Raw genomic sequence first — 23,245 nt, 5'->3', positions numbered from 1 at the left:
GCTACTCACCCCTGGCTACGGAGCCGTCGGGACAAATGATGACGTAGGCGGGTGCGGAGGAACAAAAAGCACGCCTTGGTTGCGCTGCGCCCCCCTCGGCCTCGCCCGGCTCCCCCACCTTCTTGGGCAACTCAAGGTGGCGCGCCGGCACCTGGCGTGATATTTCCTCACCATGTGGGCGAACCGAGCCATCCTCGAAGTCAAAGCGAACTTGCAGAACACGTCCGGTAACCATGGTGCCGGCATAGCCCATGGCCCCCTTGAAGGCCCAGCCGAGTCCCGGAACAAGGTTCGAGGCAGCGCGGGCGAGCGCACGGTAGCCAAAGCCGGCGCCCACAACCCCCACCAGCTCAAGCGCACGGGAGAGGTCAAGGCCACGCCCATAGGCAACGGCAACGTCGAGGGCAAGCTTTGCCTGGTTGGCGGTCATGACGACCATGTCGGAACCGGGAATAAGCGTCACGGCACCCACGGCGGCGTTCTCCATGGCGCAACGCCTCACCAGGTTGTCGACCTCGGCGGGCCGGCAGAAGGGGAAATTGGCGGCAAGGGCCAGGCCCTTGCCCGTGGCCTTCACGAGCCACGTGCCAAGCCTCGGGACAAGGTCGCGGGCATCGGCGCTCGCGAGCACCTCTACAAGGGGAGCAATCTCGTCGGGAAGATTGAGGTCGGGGACTTCAAGCGCAGATTCGGCCACAAGGGCAACGGGGACGCCACGCCGTGCGGCGTCACGGGCAAGGGCAGCCTCGGCACCGCCCTGGCTGCCACAGACGACAATGACAGCGTCAGGGGCCATACCGTCGGGCGCGGGAGCGTCAACGGGACGGACGTCCACGATGCCGGATGCCCCACGGGCAACAAGCGCCTCCTTGATGGCGAGGACAAGTCCTCGAGGCGCCGCCGAAGAGATGCGCACCCAGAGGCGCACCACCTGAGAGCCACCCTCCTGGGCTTCCTTGCCCGCTCCGGCGACCTCGAAGACCTTTCCCCATGGAAACTTGCGCGCCATATTCCTCCTTATGAGCAGCAGCCGCTACGCGGACTTCTGCCGGTGTCTCCACACAGACTGTACCATCCCCACGGCCATGAGCTGCGCAATCATCGAGGTGGCACCATAGCTGACAAACGGAAGAGGGATGCCTGTGATGGGCATGATGCCCATGCACATGCCGACCTCCTCGAGCACCTGGAATGTCCACATTGCAGCGCATCCCACGCACACGAGCTTACCGAACATCGACTCGCAGCGCATGGCAAGAAGTACCGTCGAGAAGATCATCCAGGCAAAGAGGCCGAGCAGCGCGACGCCGCCCACAAAGCCAAACTCCTCGGCAAGAAGCGCAAAGACGAAGTCCGTCTGCGCCTCGGGGAGGAATCCGTTGCCTGCCTGCGTGGCACCGCCAATGCCCTTGCCGAGAAGCCCGCCGGAGCCCACGGCGATCTTTGCCTGTTGGAGGTTGTAGCCGTTATTGGTCGGGTCGACCGATGGGTCCACAAAGACGATCAGGCGATTGAGCTGATATGTCTTCAGGAGGTGCGGGAACCCATCAAGCATGGACGTAATGATGATGACGGCAGACCCCGCGACGATAAGTGCGATGGTCACCAGCACCCAGCTGCGCTTTGCTCCCGAGCAGATGATAATGGCAGCACCAAACACCAGGACGACAAGGCCGGTGCCGAGGTCTGGCTGAAGCAGGATCAGCGCGAACGGCATAAGCAGGATGGCACACAGGCGAACGTAGTCGCGGAGTGACTCGATCCTGCCATTGTACTGGGCGCCAAGCGCAGCCATGAGGTAGATGACCACAAGCTTCGCAAGCTCGGAAGGCTGGAAGGTGACGCCAATGCCGGGAATCTTGACCCAGCCCGTGATGCCCTTGGCGGAGTAGCTCAAGCCTGGAATCTTTGGCGCAATCATGAGCACGCACGCGATAATGAAGAGCGCGCGCGTCATGCCCTGGAGGTTTCTGTAGTCATGGCGCCACATGAGCACGGCACCCACAAGCCCCATGGCAATGCCCACCAGATGCCGCGGGAAGCTTGCCTCGGCAATGGTGAGCGAGGCGGACCAAATCACGACCACACCGTAGACAACGAGCAGAAGCGCAGGTATGAGCTGAGAGAGGTACAGACCGTCTAGCGCCTTGCCAATACGACCCGAACCCGAGGAGGCAGACCTCGAGGAGCCACGGTTGAGGTGATTGCTTGCCGAGTTGAGAAGTCCCTGCCGTCTTGCCATTTCTGCCATAGGTGCACCCCCTATCGGTCGACGTTCGTCGTGTCGTATGGCTGGTCGTCTGGCTGCCCATAGATAGCGCCGATGATGTCTCGCACGATGTACATGCCAGAGGAGGCACCGGAGAGTACGCGGTCAACGTTGGCTCCAACCACATACTTGGGATTCTCCGCTGGCACAAAGGCCATGAACCAGCCAACGGGCTCACCCACGGACGTCTGCTCGGCCGTACCCGTCTTGCCACGCACGGAAACGTCGAGGTTGGTCCAGTGGGCAGCCTGGGTGACAGACTCTTGATATACGACACCCGAGAGGCCCTCGTCCACGACGTCAAGGTTGGCGGAATCCTCGTCGGCGTTGATGATGGCCTCGGGGCTGTAGTCGATGACCGTGCCAGATCCCGTACCGCTCTTGACGCTCTTGAGCACGTGCGGCTTGTAGATGGGCCCCCGGTTGGCGATGCCGGCATAAGCGTCGACCATCTGCATGCATGTCACAAGCAGGTCGCCCTGGCCGATGGCAAGGTTGCAGTTGTCACCGCCCTGCCACGTGCGCTGCTCGTCGGTGGCACTTGACCAGTAGCTCCACTTCCACTCGGCGTCCGGCACGCGGCCTTGCGCCTCGCTGGGCAGGTCAATGCCTGTAAGGGAGCCAAGTCCGAACTTCCTGAAGGTCTCCTGCATCCCCTCGGGGTTGTTCTGGTCGTAGTAGAAGCCCTTGCCTATCTCATAGAAGACGACGTCGCAGGAGTAGGTGATGCCGGTGACGAGGTTCATCTCGCCGTGCCCCGTCGTCCACCAGCACTTCATTGGGTAATCGTCTCCAAACCCCGTCCACCAGCCCGTGCAGTACCATGAGGAGCTGGCGGTGGCAATGCCGTTGCTCAGGGCGGCGAGCGTGGTGAGGGACTTGATGATGGAACCCGATGGATACTGGCCGGCTATGGCACGGTTCATGAGCGGGTAGTTCGATGCCTCAGACTGGAGCGTCTCCCAGTCGCTTGTCGAGATGCCGCCAACAAAGATGCTCGGGTTATAGGTGGGATAGCTCGCCATGGCGATCACCTCGCCATTTGTGCAGTCGATGGCAACGGCGCACGCACCCGTAGCGGAGTAGCCGGCCTTCCTCTGGTACTCAACTACCTTGACAATCGACTCCTCGGCCGCCTGCTGGATATCCGCATCCAGCGTGAGAATGACGTCCGACCCACTCCTGGGTTCCACATAAGTCGAGTAATCGAGGACGTTACCATCAGCGTCAACGTAAACGGTCTGCTCGCCCGCAACGCCCTGAAGCACGCTCTCATACTCGAGCTCCACGCCCGACTGACCCACCGTATCGCCAGAGCTGTAGTGCACGGCACCTTCGTCGGAGGAATCCGTAGAGTTGAGCTGCTCGGATGTTACGGTGCCAGTATAGCCGACAACGTGTGCCGCAAGAGACCCGTAGGGATAGGAACGCTGCGTGCGCTGGTCCACCGAAACTCCCGGGAATACCGTGGGATGCTCACCGAGGAATGCCACGACCCTTCGTGAGACGTCGACAGACACGGGACGCAGGCTCTGGGCGCCGGCAGAGGAGTCTTCGACCTTGCGCTTGACGGCAAGGGCCGGCATGCCAATGAGGTTGCCGATGAGCGTGACCTCTATGTCGTCGTCTGCCACGTCTGCCTCAGCAAGGACCGTAAGGCTCGATCGGTTGGCAACGATCTCCTTCCCGTTTCGGTCAAGGATGCGCCCGCGCGGCGCGGGGACGGAAACGGTACGCGTGCGGTTTGACTCTGCCTGCTGGGTGTACTCGTCGGAGGAGAGGAGCTGCATCGACCAGAGTTTGCCGAGAAGCACCGTGAAGATGCCGCCAGTGACGACCGCCTGGCCCACGAGGCGCCCCTGTGTGGTTGTCTCGGCCGAGGTGTCCGATCCTCCGGATGCCTTGGGACCGTTGCCACCGATATCAAATTTGAAGTTGGCCTCAGAGCGCCCAAACACGAGGAACACCGCAATGAGCACCGCCGCCACAGCGACACAGAGGATGATGATAATGATCGTAAGGTTCATGGCGCGACCCTAGAGGCCCCTGGTGCTGAGATGCGCGCCGCCACGACCGCGCCTACCCATGGAGAGGCCTGGCCTGCCACCTCCGAAGCGCGAATAGAACCAGGCAAAGGGCAGAAAGGCGACGATGGTGAGCAGCGCTGTGGGAAGCATACGCAAAAGCAGGACGTCAAGCAGGGAGGATGACTGCCCGACCATGAGCATGGCCAGGTGGTAGATGAGAGACACCACAAGTGCAGCAATCGAGAACTCCACGACGCAGGCACCAAACTCCCCTGCCATGCGGTTTCTTCCATCCTGGCCCATCAGGTAGGCGGCAACGGCACAGCACCCCGCCATGAGGCCCACCGGACCCGTGGTAGAAAGGTCAAAGACGAGACCTGCGGCAAAGCCGGCAAGAACACCATTTCTCCCACCAGCATTGAACGCGACACACGCGGTAAAGACGAGGGCGAAGTTCGCGCGCCCATTACCAAGAGCAATGTTGGGAGCGAGGGCAAGCTGGAGCACCAAGCACACAAGGACGAGGATGAGAGCGCCTCGCCGGTCCCTGTTCTTATCAGCCACCTGCACGGCGAACCCTCCTTCCTAGTTGCCGGTGGTCGTCGTTGTGGACGACGTTGTCGAGGTCGTGCCGTCTGACGTGGTCGAGCCAGCGCTTTCGGTATCGGCCGTGGTTGCAGCACTCGCCGAGGTCTCCTGGACGTCTGCAGACGCAACATCTTCGGATGTTGCTATCTGGGAATCCGTGAGCGACGTGATGACAAGGACCTCCTCGGCATTCTCCATGTGCGCGTAGGGCTCAACGACGATCGTGTAGTACATCGAGCCAGGGTTCTTCTCGACGCTCGTTACCTTGCCCAGAGGGAGTCCCTTGGGGAAGACGCCTCCCAGGCCGCTTGTGACCACAATGTCCCCAACCTCGACCGTCTGGTCGGTGCGAATCATATCGAGGCGGACCTCCCCTGCCGCAGACCCATCGAGCATGCCTTGGGCCCTGCTCGACTGAACCATGGCAGAGATGCTCGAAGACTCATCGGTCATGAGAAGGACCGTGGATGATGTGGCCCCGCATTGGACGATCTGCCCGATGACGCCAGACGACGAGGTCACAGGCATCCCGACGGAGAGCCCGGAGCTGGTGCCCTTGTCGATGGTGACCGTCGACGACCACGAATCGCTGGACCCCGAGATGATATGGGCAGCGGTCGACTGGAGGTCGTATGTGCTCTGGAGGTTGAGAAGCCCCTGCAGGCGAGTTGCCGTCTGCTCGGCCTCTTCGAGCTCGGCGTTCCTAGTGCGCAGTTCGTCGTTTTCGGCCTGGAGCTCCGAGAGCGTCGCCTGGTCTGCAGTGAGGTTGGAGAAGATGTTGCCCAGGCCCTGGAAGGGCATCGATATGGCAGACCCTGCCAGCCTCACCGGCGCGGTGATGGTCTGGAATCCGCCACGCACAACGCCAAGCGGGCCGCTCTCCCCCGTGCGAACGCCAATGGTGAAGAGGACGACCGAGATGATGAGGCACACCACGAGCTCGCGCCCACCCGTACCCTGGTTGTTGTTGCCCAGCCCCGACGTAGGGACCCTGTTGCCTCTGCGCGGCACGCCTACTGTCCCGTACTCTGGACGAAGCCACCGGAAAGCGCATTTGCCTCAAGGACCTTAGCACAACCGGTAACGACGTTTTCGAGAGCCGTGGGGCTCACGTTGACAGGCACGCCGGTCTCCTCGCGAAGCCGCTGGTCAAGGCCGCGGAGAAGGCCTCCGCCACCGGTGAGCAGAATGCCGTAGAACATGAGGTCAGACGCAAGGTCTGGCGGCGTTACATCGAGAGCGTCCTTGACGGCCTTCGTGACCTCGTCGAGGGGGCGATCAAGGGCGCGGCGAATCTCCTCGCTCTCGATGCGAACCGTCTTGGGCAGGCCGCTCATGACGTCACGGCCATTCACCTCAACGTCGAGCTCCTCGGCCAGGGGTGCGGCGGAGCCAACCTTGATCTTGATGTCCTCAGCGGTGCGCTCGCCGATGGAGAGGTTGTAGGCGTCACGAACGTGCTCGAGGATGGTCTGGTCAAACTCGTCACCGGCGGTACGGATCGACTGCGAGACGACGATGCCGCCCATGGAAATGACGGCGACCTCGGTGGTACCGCCACCAATGTCAACGACCATCGAACCCGTTGGGTCCTCGATGGGAAGGTCCGCGCCAATGGCGGCGGCCATGGGCTCCTCGATGAGGTATGCCTGACGAGCGCCCGCCTGGATGGTCGCCTCGAAGACAGCGCGCTTCTCGACGGACGTGACGCCAGATGGAACGCACACAACAACACGAGGGCGAGGGGACCAGGGGTAGCGACGCTCTCGGGCCTTCTCGATGAAGTACCTGAGCATGACCTCGGTGACATCGAAGTCGGCGATGACACCGTCCTTGAGCGGACGCTCGGCAATGATGGAGCCAGGGGTGCGGCCTATCATGCGCTTTGCATCGGCGCCAACAGCAAGGACACGGCTCTCGCTCTTGTCGATGGCAACAACGGAGGGCTCGTTGATGACGATGCCCTGGCCTCGCACGGCTACGAGCGTGTTGGCGGTGCCCAGGTCAATAGCCAGGTCGCCACCGTATTCGCCAAACAGTGAGTCGAAGATCGACATAGCTTCCATATCCCGTCTGCACGCCAAGGCTGGCATGCGTTGCATGGTGCAGAGAGTGACTAGCCCTGGGTCGAGGTACCCGTGGTGGTCGTGGTCGTTCCAGTGGTGGTCATCGTGGCGGTCGTGGTCGAAGCCGCAGACGCAACGTCGCTCGTTACATTGGTGACCTTCCAAGAGATGCCATCACGCACGAGAGAAACGGTGTAGGTCTGGCTCTCCCCGCTTGGGAGGGAGGCCGTGACCGTAACCGTGGACTCGGTCATGCTCCTGTCAACCTCGGTGGACTTGATGGTTGCTCCAGAGGGCACCGTGGCCTCGATGGCCCCGGCATCAGAGGCAGGCACCGAGGCGGCCAAGAAGCTCCCCAGATCCGTACCGGAGGTCTTGGCATCAAAGAGCTGCTCGACCACGGCCTCCTGGGTAGGCCAACCGTAGCCGCGATAGTATGCGTAGCCTGCAGCGCCAAGCGCAACCACCAAGAGGATGAGAATCGCGATGAAGACCTTGAGACCGCGGTGGTTGTGCTTGCGGCGGATCTTGCGCTCCTTCTTGTCCTGCTCGACAAGGTCCTCCTCGGAGACCGAGAAGAAGCCCGTGTCATCGGCAGAGGGCATAAGCTCGCCCGAGGCACCCGTCGGGTCGAGAGGGTCATATTCCCCGCCATATCCGGCTGCAGCCAGGAGCGCATCGGTATCAGATGGGCGCTTCTTGCCGGTGATGGCAGCCATAGCCTTACGTGCCGCGTCATAAGACGCCTGGGCCTCGGGAGAAAGCGCGAGCGTGCCGTCGGCGGTGGCGTGGTCGAAGGCATCGACTGCCTCGGACATGCGGTTGGCGGCCACGTAGGCCAGGCCAAGGTCGCAATAGATCTGGTTCTGACTCTGGAGAGGAGCCGAGAAATCAAGCGCGGTGCGGTATGCCTCAACGGCATCGACCGGACGCCCGAGCTGTATGAAGCAGCTGCCAAGGTCGCACAGCGCAGACGACGGGTTGGGGTTCGACTCGTCAATGGCGGCGTTTCGATAGGCAATGCCCGCGTTGCGAGGGTCGCCAAGACGCTCGTAGGCGGTACCAAGGGCCATGTGAGCCTTGTAGGGTGTAGCGTAGGAAGCGTCAGACAGCGCCTGAGCAAGCGCCGTGACCGCCTCTGCGGGGCGTCCCGCAGCGAGAAGTGCCCGGCCACGGTTACACGAGAGAGGTCCTATCTTACCGTACGCAGCGTCGCGCAGCGCACTCTCGTATGCCGCAGCCGCAGACTCGTACTGACCAAGCTTCATATAGCAGTTGCCCACGAGGTGGTCGACAGCCCCAGAGACCTCTCCAGGGTTCTTGGCCTGGGAGAGCCTGTCGACCGCGGTGAGCCAGTCACCCTGCTGATAGGCGGACTTGCCTGCTTCGTATGCCTGCTGATTCACGTGAGACCCCCTCGCTTCGACACCGGCAAAAGCTATGCGCGGTGTTCGATGGTAATCGAGTTGATAGTGTCACCCTTGCGTAGGGCGGCAATGGTGTCGAGACCCTCGACGGTCTGCCCGAACACGGTATAGCCATTATCCAGGAAATGCTGGGGGCCGAGGCAGAAGTAGAACTGAGAGCCGGCAGAGTTGGGGTCAGATGCACGCGCCATGGCAAGCGCACCGTCCTCGTGGCTGTTATGCGGGTTGGTGGTGTACTCCTCGTGGATGCGATATCCAGGACCGCCGGTGCCGTTGCCTGCTGGGTCGCCACCCTGAATCACAAAGGCGGGCTCATAACGGTGAAACGTGAGGCCATCGTAGAAGCCCTTCTCGGCAAGCTCGCAGAAGTTGGCTACGTGAATGGGGGCACCCTCGCCGTCAAGACGCACCACGACAGTGCCCCTGCTAGTATCGAACACTGCAACCTCGTCGCCCCTTACCTCGTACTTTGGGGTATAGAGTGGTGTGGAACCAAAGAGACCCATGTCCCCTCCAAAGCGTCCGCGCGCGGCGCCCACGCGGCACCGGCAGAGTCGTGCAATCATCTATCTATACGATAGTACCAGCAAGCAGCGGCCTGCACGCAATCGCCAGACGCCGATGATGACTTGCGGCTACTGCTCTGCCGGCTTCCACGATTCGTAATTCTCGTCAAAAAGCGTCTTGTAGCTGTCGGTGCCAGAGGAATAGCCAATCTTCTTGAGCGGTGCCATGGTCTTCTCCTCTGAGGCCATGGTGGCCGAGACCTCCCATGCCTCGCAGATGGCATCGGAACGGTTCCGCAGCCAGTTGCCCAGCGTAGCCATGTTGGCAATGTCGCTTGCATAGGTGCCATTGCCATCGTCGAGCGAGGAGATGTCGTCGATGAGGTTCGAGAGCGCGATGGCGGTCTGCTCGGCCGTCTCCTTTCCCTGCTCGCGCTCCGAGGAAGTGCCGCTCACGCCGACAGACACAAGGTCAGAGACGCTCTGGTCAAGCTCATCGGCATAAGTCCCCAGCTTGTCATAGTCATCACTGATTGCCTGGTAGACCGAGACGGTCCCAGAGCCAGAGTCCGTCGCGGCACCATCGCTGGAACCATCGCTTGAGCCATCCGTTGAGTCGGACGATCCATCCTGGCCGGTAAGCGAGGAAATATAGCCTGGGTAGCCCGCCATCGAGGTATCGGCATCCGTCTGTGCGTGTGTTACATAGAGACTGGGGTCCCAAGGGTGCGTAATCCAGAGGGCCGTGCCCCCAGCCAACGCAATGGCAGCAACGGCCGCCACCATGAGCACGCGCGTGCGTGGCATGCGGTCATGGCGCACGGTTGCAGACTCCGGACTGGCCTCGGAGGGAATGGCGCTCTCGATGCGAGGTATGGCACGAGTGGAATCTGCCCCTCCCCCAGGGGCGTCTCCCCCATCTTGGTCGCTTGCCCCCTCGATGGTAGGGATGCCCAGGTCACGAACCGCGAGACCGGTCTTCGAACGAGCGGGGGCACCCAGGGGGGCACCACACTTGGGACATGAGTGCGCCTCGGGTGGAACGAGCGCCCCACAGGTGGGACACCACACAACCTTAGTTACAGGAATTCTCTGCGTAAGGCCAAGATCGTAGTGGCAGACAGAACAGGTGGCAGCACCCGCAGGCACCTCCGCACCACAGTTTGGACACCTCATGCGCAACCCTCCCGTCTGACTCTTACCCACCGAAGCCCGCCTAGGCGCACATTCTCCTCATTCCGACAGACCCGCACAATACCATCAAGCGAGAACCCACAGGTCTAGGAAATCTCATCGAGCACATAGGGCAGGATGCCTCCCTTTTCGAGGAAGCGGCCCTCCATGGGCGTATCCACCCTCACGACGCAGGAGAAGACGGTTGTTGTGCCATCGGGCCTTGTCGCAGTGACCTCAACCTCGTGGGGGCTGGGGAGCCCGCCGGCAAGGCTCACGGGAGCAACGGTGAAGGCCTCTTCGCCGGTAAGGCCGAGCGTGGTGGCGCTCTCACCTTCCTTGAACTGGAGCGGAAGCACGCCCATTTGCACCAGGTTGGAGCGGTGAATGCGCTCGAAGCTCTCGGCAATGACCGCCTGGACGCCCAGGAGCAGCGGCCCCTTGCCCGCCCAGTCGCGGCTGGAGCCAGACCCATAAAGCTTGCCCGCGATGACCACGAGAGGAACGCCTTGCTCGGCGTAGTCCACGGCAGCGTCGTAGATGCTCTTGACCTCGCCGTCGGAGAAGTCGCGCGTCCAGCCACCAACACGGCCACCCGCCAGCGCGTTTCTCAGCTTGACGTTGGCAAAGGTGCCGCGAGCCATGACCTCGTGGTTACCCCTGCGGCTGCCGTAGGTGTTGAAGTCCTTCTGCACAACGCCATGCTCGGTGAGGTAGCGCGCCGCCGGGGAGTCGGCCGCAATGGCGCCCGCGGGAGAGATGTGGTCGGTGGTCACAAAGTCGCCGAGAAGCGCCAGCGCCCGCGCGTCCTTTACCTCGACCGTCTCGCGTCGCTTGGCGATGTCGAAGTACGGTGCACGGCGCACGTACGTAGAGCCCTCGTCCCAGGGGAAGGTCGAGGACGAGGAGGACTCGATGGCACGCCAGGAGGCAGAGCCCTCCTTGAGCGAACCCTTGGCTTCGGCAAAGAGCGACGATGTGAGGACCTGTGCGAGAAGATCGTCGACCTCCTCGTTGGTGGGAACCAGATCCGCCAGCATCACGGGCTTGCCTTCGGCATCCGTGCCCACGGGCTCGTGCGCAAGGTCGACGTCCATGGTGCCCACCAGCGAGTAGGCAACCACGTAGGCGGGCTGGCAGAGGTAGTTCTGGCTCACGTACGGCGAGATGCGGCCCTCGAAGTTGCGGTTGCCCGAGAGCACGCTCGTGAGCTCCATTTCGTCTGCGCGCTCACGCAGGGCAGGATGGATGTCTCCGGAGTTGCCGATGCAGCTCATGCATCCAAAGCCACAGGTAAAGAAGCCGAGCTTTGCAAGGGGCTCCGTGAGGCCCGCGCGCTCGAGCAGAAGTTGCGTGGCATGGCTGCCCGGGGCGAGGATCTTCTTGACCCAAGGCTTGGGGGCAAGCCCACGCCCGACGGCGCGCTTGGCGAGAAGGCCGGCGGCCACCATCATGGACGGGTCCGTGGCGGTGGTGCAGCTGGTGATGGCGGCAATGGCGAGGGCCCCGTGGCGAAGCCCGAAGGCCTTATCGCCGCAGGTGACATCGAAGCCCTGCGTAAGGTCGCCGTGACCGTTCTTCTCGGCACTCCGCTCGAAGCGCTCCTTGAGGCCGGCAATGGCCACACGGTCGTGGGGGCGAGAGGGACCGGCCAAGCTCGGCTCGACTGTCGCAAGGTCGAGCGTGACGGTACGCGCGTATGCGCGGCCGGAGGTGGCGCCAAAGGTGCCCTGACGCTCGAGGTAGGCACGGGCGAAGGAGACGTCTGCAGCGTCGCGGCCGGTGAGCGTGAGGTAGTCCAGGGTCTTCTCGTCCACGGGGAAGAGCGTGGTGGTGGCGCCGTACTCGGGGGTCATGTTGGCGACGCAGGAACGCTGCGTGGCAGAAAGGCTTGCCACCCCCTCGCCCGTCACCTCAACGAGACAGCCGACGACACCTGCCGCACGCATGAGCTGCGCGACCGTGAGTGCGAGGTCCATGCCAGAGACGCCGTCGCGAAGGGCACCGGAAAGGCGCAGCTCCACAACGGGCGGGACAAGCATAGAGATGGGCTGGCCTAGGGCCGCGGCCTCGGCCTCGATGCCCCCCACGCCCCAGCCCATGACACCAACGCCGTTTGCCGTGGTGGTGTGGGAGTCGGTTCCCACGAGCGTGTCGAAGCACGCAACGGGCTCGTCAAGCATGGAGAGCGCATCGGTGGTCACCACGCGGCAGAAGCGCTCGATGTTGAGCTGGTGGCAAATGCCGGCTCCAGGTGGCACGATCTCCACGTTCTCAAAGGACTGGCTCGCCCACTTGAGGAAGGCAAAGCGCTCGTGGTTGCGTTGGGCCTCGAGTTCCTGGTTCTTCTCGCAGGCGTCGGCCTCGCCGGCAACGTCGGCAATGACCGAGTGGTCAACTACCAACGTGCAGGGTATGTGCGGGTTGACGCGCGAGGGGTCTCCCCCGCGGGCAACCATAGCATCGCGCATGGAGGCGAAGTCCACGAAGACCGGCACGCCCGTGAAGTCCTGGAACAGGACACGTGCCGGCATGAACTCGATCTCTGTGCCCTGCTCGCCGGCAAGCCCTGCTTCGACCACGGCACGAGCCTGGCGCACGGCGTCGGCATCGCTGACAGAGTGCCTCACGACATTTTCGAGGAGCTCAACCAGGGCACGAGGCAGCCGTCCTGCACCGGGGATCCCAGAGACGTCAAAGGTGAGGGCCTCTCGGCCGGCCACGCTCACGCGGACGGGACGGCGGGCGGCAAGGACCGCGTCCTCGAACTCCCTGGTGCTAGGCGTACCTTCTGTGATTGACATGGGTCTCCTCCAGTCTGTCCGCAAGGCGGGCGATGCCCTCGCCGTCTTTGGCAAGGGCGATTGATCGATTGAAGAGTACATCGAAGAGGACGCACGAGAGCGCGCCCGCAACGATGACCAAGACACACATACTAGGCGTGAGCGGGGCAACCTTGAAGAAGGCACCAAACACCGTACATCCGACGGCAACAATCCCGGCAACCGTCACGAGCAGCGCCGTCCTGAGAGGGGTGAGGGGCTGGGAGATGCGCCAGATGAGCCGTATGCCGACAATGGCAACGAGAAGCATGCAGACGGTCGAGGTCTCGGAGAAGGTCATAGGCATGGCACGCTCGGCGACAAGGGCCATCGCAAGCGCCACCGTGATGCCCGCCGAGGCAGGCATCGAGCGCGCCAGCACGTGACCAAGAAATCCGCCGCTCACGCGATCGTGGTTGGGCTCGAGCGCAAGCACAAAGGAGGGAATCCCGATGATGGCAGCCGAGATGAGCGACATCTGGATGGGAATAAAGGGGTACGGTGGAAAGAAGATGCAGATGAGGGCGAGAAGTGCCGTGTAGACGGTCTTCACGAGGAAGAGCGAGGCGGAACGCTGCAGGTTGTTGATCGAGCGGCGACCCTCTGCCACCACTTCGGGCATGTGAGAGAAGTCGTTGTCGGCAAGGACTATCTCCGAGACGTTGCGCGCTGCAGCAGAGCCCGAGGCAACCGAGATCGAGCAGTCGGCCTCGCGCAGGGCCAGCACGTCGTTCACGCCGTCACCGGTCATGGCAACAACGTGGCCATCCTCGCGGAGGGCACGCACGAGAGAGCGCTTCTGCTCTGGCGTCACCCTGCCAAAGACGTGGTAGTGCCGCGCTGCCACCACGAGGTCATCCTCCGTGGCGAGGGTCGAGGCATCCACGGCCTCGCTCGCGTGCGGGACGTCCGCCCTAGCGGCGATGGCCGAGACGGTCATGGGGTCGTCCCCGGAAATGATGCGTAGGTCAACGCCCTGTTCGACAAAGTAGCGCATAGTCTGGGGCGCCGTCGCGCGGACCTCATCGCGAATGCCCACCACGCCGAGAAGCGAGGCCTTGCCCTGTGGAACGCCCTCCTCGTCGAAACCGGCGACTTCGCAAATGACGAGCACACGCTCACACGCATCGAACGCGGAAGAGATGACGGCCGCTTGCGCCGTGCCCTGCTCGTCCAACACAAAGCGTGCGGCCCCCAGCACAAAGGCTCTGCCTTCTGCTGTCACGCATCCCGAGCGCTTGCGACGAGAGTCGAAGGGGATCACGCACCGGGAACCCCTCCCCCTCGCGATGCCCACGGCATCAGCGTGGGCGAGCAGCGCTTGGGCCGTGTCGTTGGCGTCAGCTTCGGAGGCGCGGACGACCGCGGCGAGGGCCTGCTCGACCTCGTTGCCCGTATGGCCCTGTGCCGGCTCGACGTGTGAGACCTCCATATGGCCTGTTGTGATGGTCCCCGTCTTGTCAAGGCAGAGCGTGTCAACACGTGCCAGCGTCTCCACGCAGTATGTCTGCTGCACGAGGACCCTGCGCATGGCAAGCCGCGTTGTGGCGATGGCCAGGATGCTCGAGGTAAGCAGCACCAGCCCCTGGGGGATCATGCCCACCACGGCCGCAACGGCCGAGAGAATGGCATCGTTCATGGTGGAGCCATCCGTGAAGACGGTGCGAAGGAAGAGTCCGATGCCCAACGGGAAAAGCGCGTAGGTGCCAAGTCGGATGATGGCATTGAGCGAGTCGAGGATCTGGGAGTGAACGGGCTTGACGTATTTGGCCTCGGCGTTGATGCGTGCGGCATAGCCCTCCTGGCCCACCTTGGTCACGCGGGCAAGAAGGTCACCAGAGTCAATAAAGCTGCCGCTCAAAAGCGTGTCCCCCGGCCCTTTGGGAACAGGGCGGCTCTCACCCGTGAGCAGGGACTCGTCCACGTGCACCTGGCCTTTGAGTATCACGGAATCGGCAGGGACCTGCTCACCGTGAGCTAAGAGAATGCAGTCGTCCAGCACCAGCTCCAAGGGGAGAATCTCTGACACCTGTCCGCCGCGCATGACGCGGACGCGCTTCTCCGTAAGGATGGAGAGCCTGTCCACCATGCGCTTGGCACGAATCTCCTGGAAGACGCCGATGACCAGGTTGCAGATGACAACACCTAGAAAAAGGAGGTTTCGCCATTGGCCGGTGACGGCGACGAGCACTGCCATGCCAACGTTCACGGCGTTGAAGAGCGTGAATGCGTGCTCAGCAAGAATCTGCCCCACGGACTTTGTCTTGACGTCCGTGTTGGCGTTGGTTTTGCCGGCGGCGACGCGCTCCTCGACCTCGGCAGACGAGAGCCCCGTGACCTGGGTCTCTAGCGTGCTGTCGCTGGCGTGCGTGGCGTGGCGCTTCTCTGTCATGGACTCCCCTCGCTTGGGTGCTGGCATATACGTCACCAATATCTGGTGGTCCATTGTATGCGAGGGCCCCCGCATGAGCTACGTGGCGCGTTAGGCGTTGTGGGCGAGTCGTGATGGCATGCAATCGCCCTCGACGGTAGCCAAGCTAAGAAGTTTGCCTATAATCAAAGGGTCACTGGCCCCGTAGCTCAGTGGATTAGAGCGTTCGCCTCCGGAGCGAAAGGCCGTGGGTTCGAACCCCACCGGGGTCACCAGGTAGATGCAGCCCAGGGCATGCGTTGTCCTGGGCTTTTTCTGTTTGGGGCGGCCTGCTCGCGCGAGGGCGCGGATGGTCCGGCAGGGGCGCGGCGGCGCGAGGCCGGCGGGAGCGATACCATGGGTTCCAAGAGGCCCAAAAAGCTGGTCCGTTCAGAAGGCGTAGGAGGCACCCCCATGACCACCGCAGTTAGATACTACTCTCGATCCGGAAACACGAAGGCCGTCGCGGAAACAATCGCCAAGGCCGCAGGCGTGGATGCCGTCTCCGTAGACTCAGCCGACGCGGGCATAGACGCACCCGTCGACGTGCTCTTCGTTGGTGGCGCGCTCTACGCGTATGGCATCGACTCGCATCTGAGGGCATACCTGGAATCCCTTGACGGGAGCCTCGTGGGCAAGGCGGTGGTCTTCTCGACCTCCTGGATCTCGAAGCACGCGATTGAGCTTGTGCGGGAGGCGCTGGCCGAGAAGGACGTGAGCGTGGCGGAAGAGACGCTGTACTTCCGCGGGAAGCCCAACGAGGCCCAGCTGGCGGAGGCAGAGGAGTTCGCGCGCAAGTTCCTGTAGGGGGGTTGTTTGGGGAGGCGCGGAGAAGGGGCCGTGGGCCGATTCTGCCGGCCTCGCGGTCTACTTGCGCGACTGTCCTGGCAGTGATGATTCAGGGACTGCGGACGATGCCCAAGGCAGACGTCACCCTCACGTCGCACTCTTCTCTACTTCTGTGATGCGAGATAGTAGTCAAGCGCATCACGGTAGACATCGGAGGTCTTGATACCCTTGCTGCGGACTATGGCCTCCACGCGCTGCGCGTCACGTGCATCATAGATGACCGTCACGCGCTTCTTTCCCACCTCGACGAGGTGGGAGCCGGTGAAGACCTCCCCGCCCCCGCTTGGGTAATCGCCGCTCTCGTAGGGCGCAGCCATCGCATCGGGTTCGTTGTCGGTGAGGTCGTGCTTCCTCATGCTGAGATGTTCACGCCTCTCACCTCTCCAGTAGCCGACCGTGTGCTTCTCCGCGTGCCGGCCGCACGAGAGCTGTCTGGCGAATCAGGCGCGCCCTCTCACGTCGCACTCGGGCACGTGCTTGTGGAGGCACGGGGCTGCGATCTTCAATGCCTTGCCCTCATTTACAACCCTCTCGCTCGGCAATGTCGACAAGCGAGAGGGCTTCTCCGTCCTCTAAGCCCTCGCCGCAAGCTCATGATCAATGGTCTGTCGCACGAAGTCCGACTTCGTGATTCCCGTCTCCTGCTGAATCCTCTTCATTGCCACGACACGGGAGTGAGGAACCTTAACGGTTATGGAATCGAGCGGCTCCCCAGAGACCCTCGGCCTACCGACAATCACCTCTCCGAAGCGCATGTGCGACCAATCGTCGCTCTCGTACTCGTTCGCCCATGCATCCAGCTGCTCGCCAGTCATACCGAACTTCCTGCGCAGCTCCTCGTTGTTCTTCACCGTCTCCTTCCTCCCTCACTCATCCCAAGCCCCCTCTTCGCGTTCTCTGTCGGAGGAATGAAAGCGTGGTAGATGAGGAAGTTACCCTCATCATTGTGAATTGCCACAAGCTCCATGACCCTTCCCTTGCCATCGATGCCTATCGCAAGGTACTCTCTCAAGCTCTTCTCAATCCTCGGTCGGCTCCTGATGGCGTTGTCCCAGGTGGCCACCGCATCAGCCTTCGATATGCACTGGTCCGGATGTCTCCACTCGACCATGCCGTCAGCAATAACCTTGTTCAATGGAACAATCACCACCCCTCAAGCAGGTAATGCAAAACACTCTTACCACCAGAACGGCAGCAATATGTCCGACCCACGAATCCATCCCTCCTCGCCCGCATGATTCTCGTGTAGCTGCTGTCATGCGAGATCGGAGGCTTCGATGGAGGACGGGACAGAGGCCCTCGTGGCAGTGAAGGCGAACTCCGAGGAGCTGAGGCTCATCGGCGTGTCCAAGCGCGGAGGAGTCTTCGACTGGTCTGAGTACACGAGGGACCCCGTCGATGGATGGATCACCAGCTCGACGGGAACGCTCGTGGCCGATGGCAACCTCGGTGCCGCCACGCTTGTGCTCGTCCCATCCTCCGATGGCAGGTGGCTCGCCTCGGCATCCGTGGCTACCCCGGACGGTGCCGACCCCCGGGACAGCAGCCTAACCGAGAGGTTCCCGTCAAGATCCCTACCAACCCAAAACGTGAGTGATACGTCGTCGAACAGCATCGGCCCGTATGCGCCGTCCATTGCGCCACCACCCAATCACGCCAGGCACCGCTTGCAATGCCGCTCGCACGCACTTGCGGAATGCCCAGCCTAGCAGAGAGGCGTGGGCATCTACCGGTTAGCGAAGGGCGGGCCTTCAGGGCTCGACCGGCAGACGGACCGGGTGCCGACTGACCCTCACGAGGCAGACGAGACAGAGGGAGCACAGGACCGCCTTTGCCCGCGCATTGCTCTGGTTGACCCACCTAGTTCGATGGCACGCCGAGGCCCTTCTCCCACGTCCTAAGTGACTCGACCCTGTTGAATTCGAGCAGGCCATCGAGCCTGCCCTCCCCATGGAACTCGTCGAGGGCACCGTAGTAAGCGATGCGGTCCTCGGCCCTCTGCGCGATCGGCGGGTTGCCGAGTGCCATGAGCACGTAGTTCTGCATCAGCCGCGCAGTCCTGCCGTTCCCATCCGCGAACGGGTGTATGTCCACGATCTGCGCATGCAGGTACGTCGCGCATACCAACGCCCTCTTGGGGCCAAGCGGTTGCTCCATCGCCGAGCGCACCTCGTCGAGCACCCCGACGAGCGCCTCTTCGCACTCCTCTGGCGCAAGCCCGACCTCCGCGCCCGGCCCGACGCCATAGTCGCTCAGCTTGAGAGTTCCCGGCCTCTCGCCCCTTTCCCACCTCGCGCGGTCGTACGTGTGCTCGGTCAGTGTCCTTTGCACGTCGAGGACCAGAGCGAGGTCCAGCCCCGGCGGGGTCGGGCTGAAGGCGTCGCGCACCGCCGCGTCCCACGCCAGCTGGTGGTTCGAGACCTCGAACACGGCGTGCAGGCTACCCGTGTAGTTCGAGAGCTCGCTGTCGCGCATTATCGTCTCGGTGTCGTGCAGCGTGATCTCGTCGTTCTCGATCTTCGTGCTGTTGTACGTGACATCGACCGCCATCCGCTCGGACAGCGTGCGTTGCCGCGTAGCCCCAAGGGACCTCCACCTGTCGCAGAGCACATCGTAGGCACCTTCAACGTCCATCCTCGCCCTCCAGGTAGTCGCTCAGCCTCGGAGCCCGTCTCGCCCGACCGTCCCGTGATGCGTTCTCTGGACCCTGCTCGCGTCCGTCGCTCACCAGGATGACGTTCCCCGCCGCCCTCGCGGCGTCCAGCGACCCGTAGTGGGCGATCGTCCGGAGCAGCTGCTCGTCCGTCATCAGGCCGCCCTCGCCCTTCCAGAGTCTCATCGCGGCACCCCTCTCGTTGCGCGTCCTGCCCCTACGATAGCATTGCCCGGGCCTCTTCCCACCCGTCTGGCCGCGTACACCCACTCCCCGCGCGGGCCCGCCATGCTCGGATTCACTGCAGACGCCCTCCCCACCAGCGCTTGGAGCGCCCCCTCGAAAGGACTTGCGAGGCGAGGGGAACGCCATCGAGTGCTGGCCACGGTGATGGTAGTAAGGCAGTGAGCGCCATTTGAGTCGGTAACGCACTGCTCCCGTAGAAGCACGGCACCCGCCAGCCGACGGCTGGCGGGTCATTTCCTAGGCAATGGACATAAGACCCTCGGCGAGGATGCCGCGGGCATATGCCCCCGTCGACTTCCCCTCGGCCTTCGCCTCCCTCTCAAGGGCCCGCTTCATGGCAACGGGAACCTTGAGCGAAAGCGTCACCGTCTCGGCCGCAGCCTTCGGGAGCTTGCCCTCGACAACCTCTCCGACGTTGACCCAGCCACTCGGCCACTCGTCGCGCTCAAGCGCGCTCTCCCAGTTGGCAATCATCTCATCTGTGACAACCCTGCCGTTCTCGGCAACGATCCCATCCATGTCTACCTCCATCCCAGCTCACGCTTGAACTTCTTCGTCGGCGGCACCATCGCGTGGAACACGCACCACACGCCGTCTATGTCCATAAATCCAACCAGCTCGACAAACCTCCCGTCCGGGAGCACGCCGACCGAGATCCAGAGCGGCGGGTCATCCGTGCCGTTGCACTGGCGGCACCTGATTGGGTTCTCCCACGCATAGGCGACCTCGCCGCTGGTGAGCCCGTGCTTCAGGGCGTTCCCATGTACTCTGACCACCGTAGCCCACCTTTTTCTTCGCAATCATGTATACCCACAAGTATACCTATTCAAGAACGCCACTTCGTCATTCGATCTAGGAATGGCAGGGGGCAGGGGTGAAGACGTGCGCAGCATCGCCCATAGACTTGTTGGGGTTTCTGTTCGGCCTGCTGGAGCCTATGGAAGCAGATGCATCGCCCCACCCAACCCAGGTTGCTTTGACACACCCCCGCAGCTTACGTTGGGAATGGTAGCGATGCTCTTCCCAAGCCAACCAGCTACGCCCCTCTCTTCCCAGTCCTTCTCGCCATCCAAACCGTCGCGCCCATTAGCTCGCCTTTGTTAACGCCGCAGGCACCAGCGCCGACAACAGGTTGCACCGTGGTAGCATTCGAAGTCATATGCGACAACACGGCTGTGGCCCGCCGCAGCTCGGGAAAGGCAAACTACCATGATTGCAGTAGTCAAAGAGACAGCGACGCCAGACCAGCTCGACCACTTCGTCAAGTGGATTGAGGGCCGTGGGTTCAAGACCAACGTCTCCCAAGGCGACAACGAGACCATCGTCGGCATCATTGGCGACACCACCCAGATTGACCCCTTTCTCCTCGAATCCATGGACATCATCGAGCGCGTCCAGCGTGTCTCAGAGCCCTTCAAGAAGGCAAACCGCAAGTTCCACCCGGAGGACACGATTGTTGACTGCGGCCACGGGGTGAAGATTGGTGGCGGCAACTTCCAGGTCATAGCCGGCCCCTGCTCGGTCGAGGGCGAGAATCTCCTCGAGATTGCCCGCGCGGTCAAGGCCTCGGGTGCCACGCTTCTTCGCGGCGGCGCTTACAAACCGCGGACCAGCCCCTACTCGTATCAGGGCATGGGCGAGAAGGGCCTTGACCTTCTCGCCGATGCGGCAGGCGAACTCGGCATGCCCATCGTGACCGAGGTCATGGATCCACGCGACGTGCAGTTCTTCCTCGATAAGGGCATCGACGTCATGCAGATCGGCGCGCGCAATGCCCAGAACTTCCCGCTCCTTCGCGAGGTGGGCAAGACCCAGGTGCCCATCCTTCTCAAGCGTGGCCTCTCCGAGACCATCGACGAGCTACTCATGGGTGCCGAGTACATCATGAGCGAGGGCAACCCCAACGTCATCCTGTGCGAGCGCGGCATTCGCACCTTCGAGACGCGCACGAGGAACACCTTCGACGTGAACGCCATCCCCGTGCTGCACCACCTCTCCCACCTGCCGGTTGTTGGCGACCCCAGCCACGCCACCGGCTACACGCGCTACGTGCGATCCGCCGCCTATGCAGCGACGGCCGCTGGCGCGGACGGCCTTGAGATCGAGGTGCACGACAACCCCAGCGAGGCGTGGTCAGACGGCGCACAGGCACTCACCCCAACCCAGTTCGACGACGCGATGCGCCGCATCCGCCTTATCCGTGAGGCAGTAACCGCCCCCGTCGGGGAGGCGGAGTAGATGGCCATGGCAAACCCAGACGTACCCACCTTTGTCCCCGACCGTACGGGCATCGTTGGCCTTGGCCTCATGGGCGGCTCCTTCGCCAAGGCGCTCGCTGCGGCAGGGCGCGAGGTCTACGGCTGGAATCGCACGCGCTCCATCACCGAGATGGCAGAGATTGAGACCATCAAAGGAGAGCTCACCGACGAGACCATCCCCACCTGCGAGCTCATCATCCTCGCTGGCTATCCCCAAGTGAGCATCGACTGGCTGGGCGAGATGGCCCATCTCATCTCACCTGGGGCCATAGTCATCGATGCGGTTGGCGTGAAGCGCATCATATGCAAACGCTGCGGCAAGATCTCGGAGGGCCGGCCTTGGACCTTCGTGGGCTGCCACCCCATGGCAGGCACGCAGTATTCGGGCTTCGCCCGCGCACGGGCGAACATGTTCCACAACGCTCCCATGGTCGTAGTGCCACCACAGATGGACGATTTCGAGCGCGTGGCCATTCTCGAGCGGCTCAAGCACCTGCTTGAGCCGTGCGGCTTCGGCTCGTTCACCCTCTCCACAGCCGAGAACCACGACCGCATGATTGCCTATACCTCGCAGCTCGCGCACGTGGTCTCCAATGCATACGTCAAAAGCCCCACCGCACAGGAGCACAAGGGCTTCTCGGCAGGCTCATACAAGGACCTCACGCGTGTGGCGCGCCTCAACGCGCCCATGTGGACCGAGCTCTTCCTCGACAACGCAGACAACCTCTCGCGTGAGGTTGGAACCATCATCGACAACCTTCAGGCGTATAAGGACGCAATCGATGCCCAGGATGCCGAGAGGCTCCAGGCGCTCCTCGCAGAGGGCGACCGCCTGAAGAAGGAGGCAGAGGCACGATGAGCGAAACCCACGTCATTCCCGTGCACGCCCCCTCGCGGTCATACGAAGTATACGTTGGTCGAGGGCTTCTCTCCTCGCTGGGTAGTCTTGTTTCCAATGCATGCCCATCGGCTACTCATATCGCTCTCATCTCCGACTCAAATGTGGCACCGCTTTACGCGCAGCCTGTGGAGGACTCGCTCCGTGGCAAGGGGCTTGATGTCGCCACCATCACGTTCCCCGCCGGCGAGGAGCACAAGCGTCTCTCGACCTTAGGCGAACTTCTCGAGCAGATGGCCCAGCGCGAACTCACCCGCACCGATGCCGTAGTTGCCCTGGGCGGTGGCGTCACCGGTGATATGGGAGGTCTTGCCGCAGCAATCTACCAGCGCGGTATTCAAGTGGTACAGGTGCCAACTTCACTTCTCTCCATGGTTGACTCTTCCGTGGGAGGAAAGACCGCCGTCGACCTTGAAGCGGGAAAGAACCTTGCCGGTGCCTTCCTGCAACCCTCGCTTGTCGTTGCCGACACAGATTGCCTTGCAACAATCTCACAAGAGCTGCTGCGTGACTCTTGCGGCGAGATGATCAAGCATGGCGTCCTTGCAGACGAGAGCCTCTTCGAACGGCTGCGAGAAGAGCCGGTGTGCGAATCGGGCTTTGACCCCGGTAAGCTTGTGGGCATTGTCGCTAGAAACGTCGAGATAAAGCGCGATGTGGTCGAGGCCGACGAGCAGGAGCACGGACGGCGCCAGACGCTCAACCTTGGCCACACCATCGGGCATGCCATCGAGGCAGCAAGCAATTTCTCCTTGGGCCACGGGAGTTGCGTGGCCACAGGCCTTTGCTGCGTTGCTCGCGCATCTGCCCAGCTGGGGTGGTGCGAGCAGGATGTCGCAGATCGAATTGTGGCATGCGTCAAAGCCTACGGGCTGCCCACCAGCACCTCAATCGACCATGACGTACTTCTAAAATATGCAGCCCGAGACAAGAAGCGCCGGTCAGACGGGGTCACCCTCGTGGTACCTAAGCGCATCGGGCAAGTCGGGCTACGCAAGGTTTCCCTTGACGAGCTTCGTCGCATCATTGATCTGGGCTGCGGGGGGTAGCCAC

23 protein-coding genes and 1 tRNA gene are annotated in these 23,245 nt (G+C 62.5%); 6 read left to right on the top strand and 18 right to left on the bottom strand.

Annotation, left to right across the window (positions count from 1 at the left end):
- Nucleotide 1: 1 nt before the first annotated feature.
- The 11 genes from ACO59D_RS00575 to ACO59D_RS00525 all read right to left on the bottom strand — a co-directional run bounded on the left by ACO59D_RS00575 (nucleotide 2) and on the right by ACO59D_RS00525 (nucleotide 15,270).
- Complete coding sequence (locus ACO59D_RS00575; protein WP_485125329.1) at nucleotides 2–1,009, bottom strand: hypothetical protein; 1,008 nt, start codon at nucleotides 1,007–1,009, stop codon at nucleotides 2–4.
- A 24-nt stretch (nucleotides 1,010–1,033) separates the two neighbouring features.
- Nucleotides 1,034–2,251: an FtsW/RodA/SpoVE family cell cycle protein gene (locus ACO59D_RS00570; protein WP_485125328.1), complete on the bottom strand. Its 1,218-nt coding sequence runs from the start codon at nucleotides 2,249–2,251 to the stop codon at nucleotides 1,034–1,036.
- Between the two features lie 11 nt (nucleotides 2,252–2,262).
- Nucleotides 2,263–4,296: a penicillin-binding protein 2 gene (mrdA, locus tag ACO59D_RS00565; protein ID WP_485125327.1), complete on the bottom strand. Its 2,034-nt coding sequence runs from the start codon at nucleotides 4,294–4,296 to the stop codon at nucleotides 2,263–2,265.
- 9 nt (nucleotides 4,297–4,305) lie between these two features.
- Nucleotides 4,306–4,866 carry a rod shape-determining protein MreD gene (gene mreD / locus ACO59D_RS00560; protein WP_485125326.1) on the bottom strand — a complete coding sequence of 187 codons (561 nt, stop codon included), beginning with the start codon at nucleotides 4,864–4,866 and terminating at the stop codon, nucleotides 4,306–4,308.
- 15 nt (nucleotides 4,867–4,881) lie between these two features.
- Nucleotides 4,882–5,895 carry a rod shape-determining protein MreC gene (mreC, locus tag ACO59D_RS00555; protein WP_130812157.1) on the bottom strand — a complete coding sequence of 338 codons (1,014 nt, stop codon included), beginning with the start codon at nucleotides 5,893–5,895 and terminating at the stop codon, nucleotides 4,882–4,884.
- Between the two features lie 2 nt (nucleotides 5,896–5,897).
- The gene (gene mreB, locus ACO59D_RS00550) at nucleotides 5,898–6,941 is read right to left on the bottom strand and encodes a rod shape-determining protein (RefSeq protein ID WP_032111833.1); all 1,044 of its coding nucleotides are present in this window, start codon (nucleotides 6,939–6,941) and stop codon (nucleotides 5,898–5,900) included.
- 59 nt (nucleotides 6,942–7,000) lie between these two features.
- Entirely contained in the window at nucleotides 7,001–8,356 is a 1,356-nt protein-coding gene (locus tag ACO59D_RS00545; protein WP_485125325.1) for a tetratricopeptide repeat protein, read from the bottom strand.
- Between the two features lie 32 nt (nucleotides 8,357–8,388).
- The gene (locus tag ACO59D_RS00540) at nucleotides 8,389–8,883 is read right to left on the bottom strand and encodes a peptidylprolyl isomerase (RefSeq protein ID WP_130812159.1); all 495 of its coding nucleotides are present in this window, start codon (nucleotides 8,881–8,883) and stop codon (nucleotides 8,389–8,391) included.
- A 129-nt stretch (nucleotides 8,884–9,012) separates the two neighbouring features.
- A complete protein-coding gene (locus tag ACO59D_RS00535) occupies nucleotides 9,013–10,059 on the bottom strand; it encodes a zinc ribbon domain-containing protein (RefSeq protein ID WP_485125324.1) in 1,047 nt (348 codons plus the stop codon).
- Between the two features lie 104 nt (nucleotides 10,060–10,163).
- The gene (gene acnA / locus ACO59D_RS00530; protein ID WP_485125323.1) at nucleotides 10,164–12,860 is read right to left on the bottom strand and encodes an aconitate hydratase AcnA; all 2,697 of its coding nucleotides are present in this window, start codon (nucleotides 12,858–12,860) and stop codon (nucleotides 10,164–10,166) included.
- Nucleotides 12,835–15,270, bottom strand: a complete 2,436-nt coding sequence (locus ACO59D_RS00525; RefSeq protein ID WP_485125322.1) for an HAD-IC family P-type ATPase — start codon at nucleotides 15,268–15,270, stop codon at nucleotides 12,835–12,837. Before ACO59D_RS00525 ends, acnA begins: the two co-directional genes overlap by 26 nt.
- 177 nt (nucleotides 15,271–15,447) lie before the next feature.
- Between ACO59D_RS00525 and ACO59D_RS00520 the strand changes: the two genes are divergently transcribed.
- Nucleotides 15,448–15,524: transfer RNA gene (locus ACO59D_RS00520), tRNA-Arg, on the top strand.
- Between the two features lie 178 nt (nucleotides 15,525–15,702).
- Nucleotides 15,703–16,095 carry a flavodoxin family protein gene (locus ACO59D_RS00515; protein ID WP_165443630.1) on the top strand — a complete coding sequence of 131 codons (393 nt, stop codon included), beginning with the start codon at nucleotides 15,703–15,705 and terminating at the stop codon, nucleotides 16,093–16,095.
- A gap of 146 nt (nucleotides 16,096–16,241) precedes the next feature.
- On the opposite strand, the gene ACO59D_RS00510 is transcribed toward ACO59D_RS00515, so the two are convergent.
- From ACO59D_RS00510 to ACO59D_RS00500, 3 genes are all read right to left on the bottom strand, one after another.
- Nucleotides 16,242–16,493, bottom strand: a complete 252-nt coding sequence (locus tag ACO59D_RS00510) for an NADP oxidoreductase (RefSeq protein ID WP_485125321.1) — start codon at nucleotides 16,491–16,493, stop codon at nucleotides 16,242–16,244.
- Nucleotides 16,494–16,709: 216 nt separating this feature from the next.
- Nucleotides 16,710–16,988 (bottom strand): hypothetical protein, encoded by a 279-nt coding sequence (locus tag ACO59D_RS00505; RefSeq protein WP_485125320.1) that lies wholly within the window; start codon nucleotides 16,986–16,988, stop codon nucleotides 16,710–16,712.
- Nucleotides 16,985–17,272 carry a hypothetical protein gene (locus ACO59D_RS00500; protein WP_485125319.1) on the bottom strand — a complete coding sequence of 96 codons (288 nt, stop codon included), beginning with the start codon at nucleotides 17,270–17,272 and terminating at the stop codon, nucleotides 16,985–16,987. Before ACO59D_RS00500 ends, ACO59D_RS00505 begins: the two co-directional genes overlap by 4 nt.
- Nucleotides 17,273–17,414: 142 nt before the next feature.
- Here ACO59D_RS00500 and ACO59D_RS00495 point away from each other — a divergent pair, with 142 nt between their 5' ends.
- Entirely contained in the window at nucleotides 17,415–17,846 is a 432-nt protein-coding gene (locus ACO59D_RS00495; protein ID WP_485125318.1) for a hypothetical protein, read from the top strand.
- A gap of 151 nt (nucleotides 17,847–17,997) precedes the next feature.
- On the opposite strand, the gene ACO59D_RS00490 is transcribed toward ACO59D_RS00495, so the two are convergent.
- From ACO59D_RS00490 to ACO59D_RS00475, 4 genes are all read right to left on the bottom strand, one after another.
- A complete protein-coding gene (locus tag ACO59D_RS00490) occupies nucleotides 17,998–18,771 on the bottom strand; it encodes a Fic family protein (RefSeq protein WP_485125317.1) in 774 nt (257 codons plus the stop codon).
- The gene (locus ACO59D_RS00485) at nucleotides 18,761–18,976 is read right to left on the bottom strand and encodes a hypothetical protein (protein WP_130812167.1); all 216 of its coding nucleotides are present in this window, start codon (nucleotides 18,974–18,976) and stop codon (nucleotides 18,761–18,763) included. Before ACO59D_RS00485 ends, ACO59D_RS00490 begins: the two co-directional genes overlap by 11 nt.
- Before the next feature lie 297 nt (nucleotides 18,977–19,273).
- Nucleotides 19,274–19,555: a hypothetical protein gene (locus tag ACO59D_RS00480; protein WP_130812168.1), complete on the bottom strand. Its 282-nt coding sequence runs from the start codon at nucleotides 19,553–19,555 to the stop codon at nucleotides 19,274–19,276.
- A gap of 2 nt (nucleotides 19,556–19,557) precedes the next feature.
- Entirely contained in the window at nucleotides 19,558–19,812 is a 255-nt protein-coding gene (locus tag ACO59D_RS00475) for a hypothetical protein (protein WP_485125316.1), read from the bottom strand.
- A gap of 433 nt (nucleotides 19,813–20,245) precedes the next feature.
- Between ACO59D_RS00475 and aroF the strand changes: the two genes are divergently transcribed.
- Genes aroF through aroB form a run of 3 tightly spaced genes read left to right on the top strand, consistent with a single transcriptional unit; the run spans nucleotide 20,246 to nucleotide 23,241 of the window.
- Complete coding sequence (gene aroF / locus ACO59D_RS00470) at nucleotides 20,246–21,274, top strand: 3-deoxy-7-phosphoheptulonate synthase (protein ID WP_485125315.1); 1,029 nt, start codon at nucleotides 20,246–20,248, stop codon at nucleotides 21,272–21,274.
- Nucleotides 21,275–22,153 carry a prephenate dehydrogenase gene (locus ACO59D_RS00465; RefSeq protein WP_485125314.1) on the top strand — a complete coding sequence of 293 codons (879 nt, stop codon included), beginning with the start codon at nucleotides 21,275–21,277 and terminating at the stop codon, nucleotides 22,151–22,153.
- On the top strand, nucleotides 22,150–23,241 hold the full coding sequence (aroB, locus tag ACO59D_RS00460) for a 3-dehydroquinate synthase (RefSeq protein WP_485125313.1): 1,092 nt from the start codon (nucleotides 22,150–22,152) through the stop codon (nucleotides 23,239–23,241). The genes ACO59D_RS00465 and aroB overlap by 4 nt, the downstream gene beginning before the upstream one ends.
- Nucleotides 23,242–23,245: the final 4 nt, after the last annotated feature.

The sequence above is a fragment of the Tractidigestivibacter sp. genome, assembly GCF_057241865.1.
The sequence above is the reverse complement of the archived record's forward strand: the minus strand, read 5'-3'. Positions and strand labels throughout refer to the sequence as shown.